Here is a 14038-nt window from a genome sequence, read left to right as displayed (position 1 = left end):
TTTCGCTGTGTGCAGCGTGTCGGCAATAAGCCGATCCATGGTGACGCTGGCTTCCCTGAACCCGCCATTACACTTCCCGAGGATGGAGACGGGTCAGCTGCGGGTCGATGTCTATCAGCTGCAAGGCACGGCCAGCCGATGGCGTGCGCGGGGTGCCGAACTTGCCGCCCGGACACCACCCTCACCAGGCTATAGGCACCGGTTGAACGGGAAACCCAGGAGGACTAGAGCGCATCACACGGTACAAGAACTGAGCCGTCTCGATCCTCCAGTGATCGACGGAACGCGCTGCGCTTGTCGTAGGTCTGCAGGGGCGGCAGCAGGCAATAGCCGTGCGGGAGAAAACGATCGGCCCGGTCGAACGAGTGCATGCCGTCGCGGTCCTCGCGGAAGAACGTGACCGCGGTGACGGCGGCTTTCAACCTGCGGGTCGCCAGGACTGCTTGCTCAGCGTGCTCTTCGCGGTGCGCCACATAGTGCTTCGACATCGTCGGGTTGTGCCGGTTTTGGGGTGACGGATCTGCGCACTAAATTTCGCGGGCGGGCCGTCCGGGTCGATCGGGTGCGGTCGAGCACCTGCCACGCACCGGCGCAGACTTGTCATACCCGGCTGCGATGATGTCGTTATGTCGTCGAGTGCACCTGCTGGGGCTGTGGTGGCCGGTCCTGGTGAGCGTCTTGAGGTGCTGTTTGCGGAGTTGGCGGAGTTGGCCGGTCAGCGCAACGCGATTGATGGGCGCATCGTGGAGATCGCCGCCGAAATGGAGCGCGACGAGCTGTGCGGGGCGACGGGTGCAGCACTGGGAAGACGGCGGCGCCACCGAGCTGGACAACCTGGTGCTGGTCTGCCCCTATCACCACCGCAGCCACCACCGCGGCATCATCACCATCACCGGACCCGCAGCCGATCCCACCGTCACCGACAACACCGGCCGGCAACTAAGCGCAGGATCGCTGGCACGTCCGCCGACCCAACCCCCGCCCGCTGTCGCAGCCTATCCTGGGCCCACCGGCGAGCGCGCCGACTGGTGGTGGTATGACCCCTTCCAACCCCAACCACCACCAACCAACTGAGTTGGTGGCCGGCCAGGTCATTGCAAGTACCGGATCGGAGCTTAAACGGGTTGGCGCATCAAGGAATTCGTTCGCGATACGCGCAGCACCGGCCATCGTGAACAATCAAGGCCGACAACCACACCCGCTACCCGACGACCTCGCAACGCCATCCCCACGATCCGTAACGACGTGCGCACTAACGTGGGCCAAAGCCGCTGACACCGGCAGGCGGCGCGGGAAACTGGTAGCGAGATGCCGAAGCGGGGTATCTGGCTCGTACTGCCTGCTGCTCCGCGATGATCGCGACAACTTCGGCATCGACGAGCGAGGTGTCTAGGGCCCGGTCGAGCCCTGACGGCGCGTGGATCGCCAACCCCGCCTTTTGGTCGAGGTGCAGTATCGGTATCCGTGACATCGCTCTTGTGGGACCAGCACACCTGTTTGCCGCTTCGGACTGACACCGCCATCGACCCGCTGATCCGCTATCAGCACCGCGCCGGCGTATTGGTATCGGTCAACGCGGGATATTCGCCACACAGCTTCAACGACGCGACGGCGCTGCTGCGCCATTATCGCGCTGCTGTCGCTGCTCACCCCGCCCTGGAATTGGCGGCCGGCACCGCCGATGTTGAGGCGATTACCGGTGCTGGCGGCATCGCGGTGGTGTTTGACCTCGAAGATTCACGCCCGCTTGACGACAACCGTGACAACCTGTCGATGTTGGCCAACCTCGGGGTGCGCACCCTGCTGCCCACCTACAACCACGCCAATCGGGCCGGCAGCGGCTGCCTCGACAGCACCGATGGCGGTCTGACCGACTGGGGCCGGGCAATTGTTGCCGAGATGAACAGCGTCGGCATTGTTCCGGATGGCTCGCACTGCAGTGCCCGCACCGGACTAGACATGTGTGAGGTCTCCACAGGCCCAGTCGTTTACAGCCATTCGTGCATGCAGGCGGTTTGGGATCACCCCCGCAACATCACCGACGATCAGGCCCGGGCCTACGCCGCCACTGGCGGCGTCATCGGAATCACCGGCGTCGGTATCTTCCTTGGACCCAATACCCCCACCCTGGAGGCGATGACCAAGCACCTCGAATACGCCGTCGACCTGGTGGGCATCGACCACGTCGGTGTCAGTACCGACTTCTCCTTCGACTACGCCGACGTCATCGATGAATTCGCCCGCAACCCGCACCTATTCGACGACAGCTACACCCGTTGGGGGCCGATCCAGTGGATGACACCCGAAACACTGCTTGAGCTCGACGAGCATCTTGCTCAGCGGGGATGGACCCACACCGACATCAACGCCGTTCTCGGCGCAAACTTCTATCGGGTGGCCAAGCACGCCTGGCACGCCTCCTAAGTAATCCGCCGATCAAACGAGCGTTACCGCCGCCCACATTCCGTACCGTTGTGCACTGTCAGGACTCATAATCCACGCACTTGCCGGCGGTATCCAGGCCGTCCGCGACCGCCGCCGTGCCGGGGCGATTTAACCGACCGCGCCGGGGATCCCCACGCCGGTCCCACCTTCAGGGACTGTTAGAGCCGCCCGGACGCCAAGTTGGTCAGATCGTAAACTTTGACCCTCAGCAATCGAAGCTAGCGCCGCAAACCGCGCAGTAAGCAGACGAATTGCGAGTGAACCGCCGTCGGCCGTACCGACGGCTCTGCCGCCCCGACGACCAAGCCAAAGGCCAGCGCGTCAGCGCGCGCCGCGGACCAGACGGCCGGGGCGGGCCCCGGTGTCTACGCCGTTGCGCCGGGTGACCGTCCCGCTGACGATCGTGGCGGTGTATCCGCTTGCGCTCTGCAAGATTCGGTGACCACCGGCCGGCAGATCGTAGGCCATCACCGCGGGATGCAGCGTCAGCCGGTCCATATCGATGACGTTTATGTCGGCCTTCTTCCCGGGCTCGATGGTGCCGCGGTCGGTGAGGCCGAACAGATACGCCGTGTCCCGGGATTGCTTGCGGATCACGTATTCCAGCGGCAACTGCTCGCCCCGGCGACGGTCGCGGGCCCAATGTGTCAGCAGAAACGTCGGATATGAAGCGTCACAGATCATTCCGCAATGAGCGCCGCCGTCGGAAAGCCCCAGCACCGCGGCCGGGTGCAGCATCATCTCCCGGATCGCATCGCAATTGCCGTCGGCGTAGTTGAACAACGGCAGCATCAGCATGGCGGTCGCGTCCGCCTCGAGCATGAGGTCGTAGAGGGTCGCCAGCGGGTCCTCGCCCTGCGCCGCCGCGATCGCGGCGACTGTGCGGTCGGGTGCGGGCTCGTAGTCGGGCGGATCGCCGAGCGCGTAAAGACGTCCCAGTGCGTGCTGAACGAAGGCGGACATGCCGTCGAACAGCACCGTCGGGTCGATCGGCAAATCTTCCTCGGCCAGGATCGCGGCCTTCACCGCCGGGTCGGCGAGGCGCTGAGCCAGCTCGTCGCGGCCGCATTCGGCCTTGAGCCGCCGGAAGGTGGGCCGATGGCCGAAGGCATGGTGCCCGCGGAAGCCGATCATCATGCCGAACGGGCGCGCCGCGATCTGCGGATGCAGCCGGCTGCCCGCCTCATGCGCGGCCGCAGACAGGTCAAGCTGCTCGCGCCACAGGTTCGGGTCGGCGTCGACCTGGATGAGCGCGAACGACACCGGCCGGTCGATTTCGGCGCTCAGCCGCCGCATCCAATCGAGCTCCTTTTTGGGCCCGACGATGTCCTCACCCGCGGCCCCTTGCGGGGCCAGCTCGAAGACGGCCTGGCCGCCTGCTGCCATGGCGCGGCCGAGACCGAACAGCTCGTCCTCGGCGGCGAAGGTTCCGGGCACCGGCTCGCCGTCGATCGCGCGGTGCGCCAGGGTGCGTGATGTCGAAAAGCCGAGCGCGCCGGCTTCGACCGCCTCGGTGACCAGCCGGCTCATCGCCACGATGTCCTCAGCGGTCGCCGGCTCGTTGCGGGCTCCGCGCACACCCATCGTGTACCCGCGCACGGCCCCGTGCGGGATTTGACTGCCCACGTCGATCGCGAACGTACGCGCGTCAATCGCATCGAGGTACTCGGGGTAGCTCTCCCAGCCCCAGGTGATGCCCTCGGTCAGGGCGGTGCCGGGAATGTCCTCGACACCCTCCATCAGCTTGATCAGCCAGTCCTCCCGGCCGGGGCGAACCGGAGCGAAGCCCACCCCGCAGTTGCCGGTGACCACCGTCGTGACCCCGTGCCCGCTCGACGGCTCGAGCAAGCCGTCCCAGCTCACCTGCCCGTCGTAGTGGGTGTGGATGTCGACGAAGCCAGGGGCCACCAATTGGCCTGTCGCATCGATGGTTTCGGCGGCGCCGGCCATCGCCAAGCCGTCCATCGTGGGGTCGTTAGATCCGCGGCGGACAACGTCGACGATCGTGCCGCCCTTGACGCCGATATCGGCGCGATACCGCGTCGCGCCGGTGCCGTCTACGACGGTGCCGCCGACGATCTTCAGATCCAACATGTTGTTCCCCGGATTTCCGCGATTACGCTACTGTGCGTAGCGTATGCGTCGACGGTAGGCGTCCCGATCGGTTGAGTCAATGAAGTCAAGCTGCGGGGGCCGCGAAAGCCTCACTCGCCGGCAAAACTGCTCAGTGCGCTATCGAGCGTCCGGTAGAGGGGGAACACCGAATCGATTCCCATGAGTTTGATCGGCCGGCTGGTGGCCGGGCCGTCGGCGACGACCGCGAATCGGGTGGATGGCACCACCTGAGCGTTAGCGGTGACGAGGACCGTCATCCCGGCCGAGGCCAGGAAGTCCACTTTTGACAGGTCGACGATGAGTGCCGGGGGGCCGGCGGCCAGCGCGGTCTGTATCGCCTCGGCGAGCTGCGGCGCGGTGAGCATGTCCACGTCGCCCGATACGGCCAGCACGAACGCCTGATCTGTCTGGGATTTCTCGATGCCGAAAGCAGTCGGAGTTACCGGATCGCCAGATTGTTCGATCATGCTGTATCTCACATCCGTTGCTGGTGGGACACCGCTAGTTCCCAGACAACCACTACTAAGCCCGGGGCTGTGGTCTCAACCCTGTCGACCGTCGATCCGCGCAGCCACGCCGGGCGCGATGTCACCACGACGATGGCGCCAAAGGATCCCACTGGCGACCGAACGCCCATGTTACCGGTGACATCGGATGGCGTCGCCGGCCCGGTGGGCGGCCGGCCCGGACAAAACCTGGACCGGGACGCCGGGGACGTTGGTAGGTTCTGGGAATGCTCTTCGCGGCCCTGCGCGACATGCAGTGGAGAAAACGGCGCCTGGTCATCGCCGTCGTCAGTACCGGATTGATCTTCGGGATGACGCTGGTTCTGACCGGTCTCGCGAACGGCTTCCGGGTCGAGGCCCAGCACACCGTCGACTCGATGGGTGTGGACCAATTCGTGGTCAAGGCCGGCGCGGCCGGGCCGTTCCTGGGTTCGACCCCGTTCCCCGACATTGACCTGGCCCGCGTGGCCGCCGAGCCCGGCGTCACGGCTGCCGCACCGCTGGGCTGTGTCGGGACGATCATGAAAGAGGGCACATCGACGCGAAACGTCACCGCCTTCGGCGCACCCGAGCACGGGCCCGGCATGCCGCAGGTCTCCGATGGCCGCGCCCCGTCCAAGCCGGACGAGGTGGCGGTGTCGAGCACGCTGGGCCGCCACCTCGGCGATACCCTGCAAGTCGGTGCGCATACCTTGCGGATCGTCGGCATTGTGCCCAATTCGACCGCCTTGGCCAAGATCCCCAACATCTTCCTGACCACCGAGGGGCTACAGCAACTGGCCTACAACGGACAGCCGATGGTCACCTCCATCGGAGTCGACGGCTCGCCCCGGGCACTTCCCGACGGCTACCAGACATACGACCGCGCGGGCGCGGTCCACGATTTGGTACGCCCGTTGCGGGTCGCGGTGAATTCGATCTCCATCGTGGCGGTCTTGCTGTGGATCGTGGCGGCGCTGATCGTGGGATCGGTGGTGTACCTCTCCGCACTCGAGCGCATGCGCGATTTCGCAGTGTTCAAAGCGATAGGCACGCCGACACGTTCGATCATGGCGGGGCTGGCATTGCAGGCACTGGTCGTCTCCCTGCTCGCCGCGGTGATAGGCGTGATCCTGTCAAAGTTGTTGGCGCCGTTGTTCCCGATGATCGTCGCCGTGCCCGCGTGGGCCTACCTGGCGCTGCCGGTGGTGGCGATCGTGATCGGCCTGCTGGCCAGCCTGGCCGGTTTGAAGCGGGTCGTGACCGTCGACCCAGCGCTCGCGTTCGGAGGTCCTTGAGCTGTGGGCGATCTCAGCATTCAGAACCTCGTCGTCGAGTACTACAGCGGCGGCTACGCGTTGCGGCCGATCAACGGCTTGAACCTCGACGTGGAGGCCGGTTCCCTAGTAATCCTGCTTGGGCCCAGTGGCTGTGGGAAGACGACGTTGCTGTCCTGCCTCGGCGGCATTCTGCGTCCGAAGTCCGGTGCGATCAAGTTCGAAGACGTCGACATCACCAGCCTGGAGGGCGCCGCGCTGGCGAAATACCGGCGTGACAAGGTAGGCATCGTCTTTCAGGCGTTCAATCTGGTACCGAGCCTCACCGCCCTGGAAAACGTGATGGTTCCGATGCGGGCGGCCGGGATGTCGCGCGCCGCCTCGCGAAAGCGCGCCGAGGAATTGCTGACTCGTGTGAACCTCGCCGAGCGAATGAAACATCGTCCCGGCGACCTCAGTGGCGGACAGCAGCAGCGGGTCGCGGTTGCCCGCGCGATCGCGCTGGATCCGCCGTTGATCCTGGCCGACGAACCGACCGCGCACCTCGACTTCATCCAGGTTGAGGAGGTGCTGCGGCTGATCCGCGAACTCGCCGACGGTGACCGCGTCGTCGTGGTCGCGACCCATGACAGCCGAATGCTGCCGATGGCGGATCGCGTCGTTGAGCTGACACCCGACTTCACCGAGACGAACCGGCCGCCAGAAACGGTGCACCTGAAGGCCGGTGAGGTGCTGTTCGAGCAGAGCACGATGGGTGACCAGATCTATGTGGTGTCCGAGGGCGAGTTCGAGATCGTCCACGAATTAGCCGACGGTGGTGAGGAATTGGTGAAAGTGGCCGGACCTGGAGACTACTTCGGCGAAATAGGCGTGCTGTTTCACCTACCACGTTCGGCGACCGCGCGAGCCCGCACCGACGCGACAGCCGTCGGCTATACGGCGCTGGCCTTCCGGGAGCGCCTCGGTACGGGGGGAATGCGCGACCTGATCGAGCACCGCGAGCTGGCCGGCGACTGATTCCCCGTCCAGCTTGACCGACGCCGGCGCGGGCCGTCAGCGGTGGTGCCGGCTGAAGAACTGCCAGATGGTTTCGGTCGCATCGAGCGCTGTCGATGGTTCGGGCAGGCCCAGCTTTTCCAGCAGTGGGCCGCGGGTACTGCCGGGCCACTGATGGCCGGCCCCGGCTACCGAAATCAATTCGACGGTACGACCGTCCGGACACTCGGCGGATTCGGTTGTCACCACCCCGGAAGTGCTCGCCGATGGCGGTCCACAGCCGTCGATGCCCCGCCAGGTGGCGTTCACCATTGGCGCCGACGGGCCGTCGACGCGAGGAGTTCCGTTGGCCGTCACGGCTTTACCAGGTCCGCCGGCGTACGGGACACTTTCGTCGGCGGTGCCGTGGATCTGCAGGACCGAGGTCGGCTGTGCGCGTGAGCAGTCGGTCAACAGCGTGCCCGCCACCGGCGCGATGGCGGCGAAAATGCCCGTCTGACAACCCAAACGAAGCGCCAGCATGGCTCCATTCGACATGCCGGTGGCATAGACCCGGGTGGGGTCGAGGGGAATCTGTCGCCCGATGGCGGCGACCATGGCGGTGATGAAACCGACGTCGTCGACGTCGGTCTGTTGTGGCAGGCCGCAGCACGACCCGGCATTCCAGGCACGGTTGAGACCATCGGGATAGGCGACCAGGAAATGTCCCCGGTCGGCTTCGGCATCCCAGTGATAGGCCCGTTCCGCCTGCGCGCCGTTGCCGTAGCCGCCATGCATCATCACCACCAGCGGCACCGCATCGGGAAGTTCCTGCGGCCGGTACAGATTGAAGGTCCGATTGCCGCCGCCCCATTGGATGCTCTGGCTGGACTGGCCGGTGGGGATCGTCGTTGTCCCGGGGGCTCCGGTCGCATGCCCGGGGCCTACTAAGTCTAAGCACCCGCCCACCGACATCACCAGCGTGCCCAGCAGCACCGCCATGCGCACCCACACCTGTCCGGAGGCCATGAGCTCAATGGTGACACCAAGCCCGCAGAATGACAAGTAACTTGTCAATATGCCACTGAGTGCGACACTGTTCGGTTATGCGACGTCTTCTGGATGCCGAGTGGGAACCGACCGTGCCCGCCCTGGTGCAACTGCTGGCCGCAACCGGTGCACCGCGGTTGAGAGCGGCATTCGCCGCCGCCGGGCTCGACGGGTTGCGCCCGGCGCAGGCGGTGCTGCTGGTGCCCCTGGCCGCCGGGAGCCTGCATGCATCGGATCTGGCTGAGCGCCTTGCCGTTAGCAGGCAGGCGGTGGCCCAGGCCATTGCGGCACTGGAACGCCACGACTATGTCAGCCGGGCAGCTGACCCCGCGGACTCGCGGGCCCGACTCGTCCAGCTGACGCCCCGCGGGCGCCAGGCGCTTCGTGTGATGCGGTCCAATGCAATCGATGTGGAAGTGCACTGGAGACAGATCCTGGGGCAGCGCCGTCTCGCCGACCTCCGCAAGAGCTTGCAGATGCTGCTCGCCGCGTCGGACGCCGAGGCGCCCGACGCGGCGTCACAGCCGAACGCTCAATCCTTCTGAACCGTGACCAGCTGGGGAATGTTTCGGCGAGGACTGCCGTCAGCACACCCTGTCCACCGTGCCGCGGCCACGGCCCGAGCAGCCACGAGTGCGCCGAGAATGACGGCCACGCAGACAAGCCCGTCGTCCTTGAGGCCCCACTTCACCGCGGCCAGGATCGCTGCCCCAGCCACGCACAGCAGCGTGCCCACTACCGTCCCCTGCCAGCGCGACGTGATGGCGGGTGCGCCATCCCAGCCGGGCAGCGGATTGTTCTCCAGCGGCCGCAGCACGACGAAGAGCACTGCCATCACGGCGGCCATGAGAAACAGCTGCTGCACGCTGATCGTGAGGAAACCGGGCTGTCCCGGGTAGCGGGGGTGGCCGGCGGTGTCGAAGAGCAGCTGCACCCCCAGCAGTACCGGCATGTGCCACAGGTACAACGTCATGGCCCCGGTATTGCCGATTGCGGTCAACCACCACACTCGTGGCCGCCGGGCCCAGCGAGCGATCCCGGGTGCTGCCGCAATGGCCAACGCGCTCAGCGTGATTGCGTGACCGGCCAGCAGCAGCGACGGGGGGCTCATGTTGGGCAGCCGCTGTCCTTCGATACCGACCAGGCTCAGCTCGTATGGCCCCCACCGAAGAAGTGCGACGTCGACGGCGAACAGTGCGGCGGCGGTGCCCAGCGCCGCGCGCCCGGAGAGCAAGCGGCGTCGGTAGGCAACGCCGAACATGCCGGGAATGAGCCAGACCGCGAGGTTGAGATAACCGAGCGCCGCGGCGGCGGGCCAGTGCAGCCGGACCGCGTCGATGACCGCGATGACCGCGTAGACCGCGGCCACGCCGGCGGCCAGACGCCCGGTCGTGCTGATTCGGGAAAGCAGCGGCATCGTGGCCAGCACCAGCACGTAGGCGCCGAGAAACCACAGCAACTGAATGCTGATGCCGGCGACGGGCTGGTAAACATGCTGGGGCAGTACCGGATACAGCATGACCAGAGCGATCGCCCAGAACCCGAGGTAGTAGAACACCGGGCGAAACAGCCTGCTGCAGCGCTTCAGCAGCCAGTCGCCCCAGTTGGTGCCCGACCGCCACGACGTCAGGCAGGCCGCCGCGCCCGCGAAGAAGAACAGCGGCATGATCTGAAAGATCCAGGTCAGCGCCTGGAACACCGCCGAGGTGGTCAGCAGGTTGTCCCAGATGAGCACGCCGCCGCGGATGACACTGATCGCCATCACCGTGTGGCCGACGACGACTCCGAGCAGGGCCGTGATGCGGATGACGTCGATGGCGCGGTCGCGGTCGGCCGGAGTGCGGGCGGCCAGTTCGGCGGGGCTGGGAAAGCCGATGGGCGTTGTCATGTCCGGGAGCATCGCGGATCGACGCACCGCCAGGCCTGCGTAGTTCTACCCGTTCCGGCTGGGTACGGCTACTGGGAGTTCGGCTATCGCTTCGCTTCCCGCGAGGCAGGGCGGGCTGACCGGCGCCCGGTGCGGCGCTGATTCACCACGACGACGCGTGCTGGGTCAACGTCAGGAAGAGGTATCCGATGCAGAGCAGGAAGTTCAACGCGACGATAGCCAAGCCGACCGAGATCAACGTCTGCCGGCAACAACGCTGAAGGCGCCGCATCTTGGCGACGCGGTTTTCGTGGTTTATCCGGATTGCTATCAAAGCGAAACTGACACTTGTCATTTCGTCGTCTGAGACCGGCATACCGGCCAGCATCTCCCTGAGCCGTCCCGGTGGGATTTCGACGCCCACCCGGGCGAAGCGGCGGCTCAGCCGTCGCGCCTGGTGACGGCCGAAAAAGTGATCGCGCATCGGAAGCTGATGCGAGAGTCTCCGTCGTTCGTCGCCCCAAGGGTTCGACGGGGTCGTCACAAAGCGGAATTCTATGCCGTTTTGGTACCGCATCGGTGCTGCCGCGCCAACTTTTTCGACGAAGCTTGTCCGGATTCTGGGGCAGGCGGTGACGACTGAGCCCGGGGTGCGCGTTAGGTGCGCACGGCCACCGTGGACAGCAGATCGGCGAGCCGATCCGGCCGGTCCACCATCGAGAATGTCCGCGCTGCCTCGATCAGCTCGAACCGGGCGTTCGGAATGGTCGCGGCCAGGCGTTCACCGTCCTCGCGCGCAAAGAATTTGTCGTCGGCCGACCACGCGATCAGCGTCGGCTTGTCGAACTCGGGCAACCGGGCGGCAACGCCGGTGGTGACCTCCGTGCGCAGCGACAGCGATAACTGGCGCAGGTCTTCGGCAACCTGCGGATTGGACAACGCCGGCCGGACCCAGGCCTGGGTCAGCTCATCGATGTCGGCGTACGCCAGGTTGTCGTAGGCGCGCCGGCGTGCCGCCGGTGCCCGCATGCTTTGGATGGCGGCCCGGAACAGCGGCTTGGACTTGGCCGCGAGGATCACCGGCTTGAGGATCGGCGGCGGAAAGTGTTCGAACGCATCGCAACTGGTGAGCACCAGAGCGCCGACTCGCTCGCGATGATGCACCGCGACGAGTTGGGTGACCACCCCGCCGGTGTCGTTGCCGACCAGCACCACATCCTCCAGGTCGAGGGCGGCAAGAAATTCGGCGACAATCCCGGCGACACCGCCGATCGACTGGTCCGCGCCGGCGCGCAGTGGTTCCGGATGCGCCCCGAGCGGCCAGGTCGGCGCCAGGCACCGCAGACCCAGACCGGCAAGCCGTTCGGCGACTTGCCGCCATAGTTGACCGCCCATCAGGTACCCGTGCACGAACACGACGGGCCGTCCGCTGGCGGGTCCGGTTGCTTCGTAATGGATGGTTCCGGCATTAATGTCGATCGTCGACATGGATGACTCCTTACTCCGATACACTTACAAACAGGCTGTCTGTTCGTAAGTTACCGACAGGTTGTATGGAAATCAAGAGGCGGTCTCAGGTAGAGCGTTCCGCGGCCACCCGCGAGGCGCTGATCTCGGCCGCCCGCACACTGTGGGGCGCACGGGGTTACGCGGAGGTGGGGACGCCGGAGATCGCCAAACAGGCGGGAGTCACCCGTGGTGCGATGTATCACCAATTCGCCGACAAGGCAGCGTTATTCCGCGACGTGGTGGAGGTGGTCGAGCAGGATGTGATGGCCCGGATGGCCACCCTGGTCGCGGCGTCGGGAGCGACCACGCCCGCTGATGCGATCCGCGCCGCGGTCGATGCCTGGCTCGACGTGTCCGGCGATCCCGAGGTGCGGCAGCTGATCTTGCTGGATGCCCCCGCCGTGCTGGGGTGGAGCGCCTTCCGTGACGTCGCCCAGCGGTACAGCCTGGGTATGACCGAACAGTTGCTCACCGAGGCCATCCGGGCCGGCCAGTTGGCTGCGCTACCGGTGCGACCGCTGGCAACGGTGATGATCGGTGCGCTCGACGAGGCGGCCATGGCCATCGCCACCGCCGAGGATCAACAACGCGCCCGCCGCGAGATCGGGCAGGTGCTACGACGGCTCATCGACGGGTTGCTGGAGGACTAGTTTTCCGCCGATCGGGCGGCGAGTTGTGGATAGTGCCGACTGAGGTCTTCGAGGTATCGCGGGGACTCGGCCACGGCGACGTCGAGAAAGCGACGCACACTGGGTGATTGGTTGGCGGTACGCCATGCCCGACTGCTGGGGTTTTCACGAGGCGGTCATGTTTTTGGTGCACCCGGTGGGGAATAAGATCAATGACTTGCTCGTCGATCCGTTCGCCACCTTCCTGAAATGGGCGCCGATGCTTTACACGTTGGCGTACCAGGCTCTTCAGTCGTGGCCGATGTTGGGTGCGGTCATCGCCAGCGCAACGGGCGGCTCGATTGCGCTCCCGTTCGGCCTGTCGGCCGGCATGCTCCCGGCTATCGGTTCCGCGGCGGGCATGGGCGCCTTTTGCCGCACCGGCTGCGGCGATACCCCAACTCGGCGCGCTGGCCGGATCTGCACCGGGTGTCTCCGGTGCGTCGGTCTCAGCGGTCGCCCCCGGTGCTGGAACGGCGGGGTTCGCCGGGACTCACGGCACGGTGGCTTCTTCGTCGCCAGCAGGGTTGACCCCATTGGTCAGTGACGAGTTCGGTGCCAGTGCCCGGACTCCGATGTTGCCGGCCACCTGGGATGTGCAAAGTGTCGTCGCGGCGGGTTACCCGGCTAGCTGAAGCACATTTGGTGGTAACGCATTACGCGAGGACCCGCTACGGGGTTCTCAGGAATACGTCGTTGAAGGTGACGGTACGAAGATCGCGGGCGCGGATGATCTCGACGAGCTGTGGATAGACGTGGGTCACCGGCAGATGGTTGAGGTGGCCGATAACGATGGCCTGCGGGACGAAATACTGGTCGGCCATTTTGACGATGTATTCCTCGGTGATCAACGTCGAATCCGACAGCGAGCCCGACCACAGCACCGGGACCGTATAACCCAGCTCGGCCGCCACCGCGTCAACTGCGGCATTGTGCTTTGCATATGGCGGACGCCAATACGGTTTGGCGCCAATGCCGTACGTCTTCTTCAGGAATTCGTCGTTACGGGTGAGCTGTTGAGCGACCTCGCTTTTCGACAGCGTCGTCAGATCCGGGTGCGACCAGGTGTGGTTACCGAGTTGGATCTGCCCGGAGTCGACGAGCGGCCGAAGCAGTGCCATGTTGTCGGTCCAGGAGTCGTATGTTCCGTTGACGAAGAACGTCAACCGCACCCCGGTGTCCTTGGCGAACTGCGTGTAGGCACCCACCACCTCGGTATTGACACCGTCGTCGACGGTCAGCGCAAGCAAGTCGCCGTTACCGGGAAGCTGGCTCAAGACGCCGCCGCCGGGCAACCGGATGCGCGCACTCGACGGTGGCGGCGGCAACAAACCGGCGACGGTCGGGCCGGAAGTCGGCGTGGCAGCCACCGGGGTCTGCGCGAAGGTGCGCGGCTGGGGCTCGACCATGCACCGGGCCGCGCCCACGCCGACGACCGTTGCGGCGGCGAGTGATCCCAGGAAGCGGCGACGATTCAGCTCTGACATATGCGGGTCGCAATCGAACGCCCGAGCAACCGGGCAGGTGGCGAACCGGGCATACCCACATCGGAGATGCCGATAAGGAAGAACGGAGCCACCACAGCAGCGAACCGTACCATCACCAGCATCGATATGTCGTGTTGAACGCGGCAGGGTCGGCATTCTG

Annotated in this window: 14 protein-coding genes and 1 pseudogene; 7 read left to right on the top strand and 8 right to left on the bottom strand. The window is 65.7% G+C overall.

Going from position 1 to position 14038, the window contains the following annotated elements; translation table 11 throughout:
* Positions 1-224: 224 nt before the first annotated feature.
* Positions 225-488, bottom strand: a complete 264-nt coding sequence (locus tag CDN38_RS13140) for a hypothetical protein (protein ID WP_075509334.1) — start codon at positions 486-488, stop codon at positions 225-227.
* Positions 489-792: 304 nt separating this feature from the next.
* Here CDN38_RS13140 and CDN38_RS13130 point away from each other — a divergent pair.
* Together CDN38_RS13130 and CDN38_RS13125 are read left to right on the top strand one after the other, a co-directional pair.
* Positions 793-1074: pseudogene (locus CDN38_RS13130) on the top strand (HNH endonuclease signature motif containing protein); the annotation flags it as partial.
* 390 nt (positions 1075-1464) lie between these two features.
* Complete coding sequence (locus CDN38_RS13125) at positions 1465-2424, top strand: dipeptidase (protein ID WP_075512207.1); 960 nt, start codon at positions 1465-1467, stop codon at positions 2422-2424.
* Between the two features lie 342 nt (positions 2425-2766).
* On the opposite strand, the gene CDN38_RS13120 is transcribed toward CDN38_RS13125, so the two are convergent.
* Both CDN38_RS13120 and CDN38_RS13115 read right to left on the bottom strand, forming a co-directional pair.
* On the bottom strand, positions 2767-4539 hold the full coding sequence (locus CDN38_RS13120) for an N-acyl-D-amino-acid deacylase family protein (RefSeq protein WP_075512206.1): 1773 nt from the start codon (positions 4537-4539) through the stop codon (positions 2767-2769).
* A gap of 110 nt (positions 4540-4649) precedes the next feature.
* On the bottom strand, positions 4650-5027 hold the full coding sequence (locus CDN38_RS13115) for an STAS domain-containing protein (protein ID WP_075512209.1): 378 nt from the start codon (positions 5025-5027) through the stop codon (positions 4650-4652).
* Positions 5028-5293: 266 nt separating this feature from the next.
* On the opposite strand from CDN38_RS13115, the gene CDN38_RS13110 reads away from it, so the two are divergent.
* Positions 5294-6343 (top strand): ABC transporter permease, encoded by a 1050-nt coding sequence (locus tag CDN38_RS13110; protein WP_075512205.1) that lies wholly within the window; start codon positions 5294-5296, stop codon positions 6341-6343.
* A gap of 3 nt (positions 6344-6346) precedes the next feature.
* Positions 6347-7339: an ABC transporter ATP-binding protein gene (locus CDN38_RS13105; RefSeq protein ID WP_075512204.1), complete on the top strand. Its 993-nt coding sequence runs from the start codon at positions 6347-6349 to the stop codon at positions 7337-7339.
* Positions 7340-7375: 36 nt separating this feature from the next.
* Here the strand turns inward: CDN38_RS13105 and CDN38_RS13100 are convergent, their stop codons facing one another.
* Positions 7376-8326: an extracellular catalytic domain type 1 short-chain-length polyhydroxyalkanoate depolymerase gene (locus tag CDN38_RS13100; protein WP_075512203.1), complete on the bottom strand. Its 951-nt coding sequence runs from the start codon at positions 8324-8326 to the stop codon at positions 7376-7378.
* A gap of 77 nt (positions 8327-8403) precedes the next feature.
* Here CDN38_RS13100 and CDN38_RS13095 point away from each other — a divergent pair, with 77 nt between their 5' ends.
* Positions 8404-8892, top strand: a complete 489-nt coding sequence (locus CDN38_RS13095) for a MarR family winged helix-turn-helix transcriptional regulator (protein WP_075512202.1) — start codon at positions 8404-8406, stop codon at positions 8890-8892.
* On the opposite strand, the gene CDN38_RS13090 is transcribed toward CDN38_RS13095, so the two are convergent.
* The 3 genes from CDN38_RS13090 to CDN38_RS13080 form a co-directional block, all read right to left on the bottom strand.
* Complete coding sequence (locus CDN38_RS13090; RefSeq protein ID WP_075512201.1) at positions 8880-10235, bottom strand: acyltransferase family protein; 1356 nt, start codon at positions 10233-10235, stop codon at positions 8880-8882. The two genes, CDN38_RS13095 and CDN38_RS13090, sit on opposite strands and share 13 nt — an antisense overlap.
* A gap of 142 nt (positions 10236-10377) precedes the next feature.
* A complete protein-coding gene (locus tag CDN38_RS13085; protein ID WP_099319387.1) occupies positions 10378-10758 on the bottom strand; it encodes a hypothetical protein in 381 nt (126 codons plus the stop codon).
* 113 nt (positions 10759-10871) lie between these two features.
* Positions 10872-11702: an alpha/beta fold hydrolase gene (locus CDN38_RS13080; protein WP_075512199.1), complete on the bottom strand. Its 831-nt coding sequence runs from the start codon at positions 11700-11702 to the stop codon at positions 10872-10874.
* 65 nt (positions 11703-11767) lie between these two features.
* On the opposite strand from CDN38_RS13080, the gene CDN38_RS13075 reads away from it, so the two are divergent.
* A complete protein-coding gene (locus CDN38_RS13075) occupies positions 11768-12373 on the top strand; it encodes a TetR/AcrR family transcriptional regulator (RefSeq protein WP_075512198.1) in 606 nt (201 codons plus the stop codon).
* Positions 12374-12660: 287 nt separating this feature from the next.
* Positions 12661-13026, top strand: a complete 366-nt coding sequence (locus CDN38_RS31805; protein WP_267888301.1) for a PPW family C-terminal domain-containing PPE protein — start codon at positions 12661-12663, stop codon at positions 13024-13026.
* Between the two features lie 36 nt (positions 13027-13062).
* On the opposite strand, the gene CDN38_RS13065 is transcribed toward CDN38_RS31805, so the two are convergent.
* Entirely contained in the window at positions 13063-13869 is an 807-nt protein-coding gene (locus tag CDN38_RS13065; RefSeq protein ID WP_075512208.1) for a polysaccharide deacetylase family protein, read from the bottom strand.
* Between the last annotated feature and the right edge of the window lie 169 nt (positions 13870-14038).

The sequence above is a fragment of the Mycobacterium ostraviense genome (assembly GCF_002705925.1).
Taxonomy (GTDB): domain Bacteria; phylum Actinomycetota; class Actinomycetes; order Mycobacteriales; family Mycobacteriaceae; genus Mycobacterium; species Mycobacterium ostraviense.
Note: the sequence above shows the minus strand (reverse complement) of the source record. Positions and strands in the feature narration are given on the sequence as shown.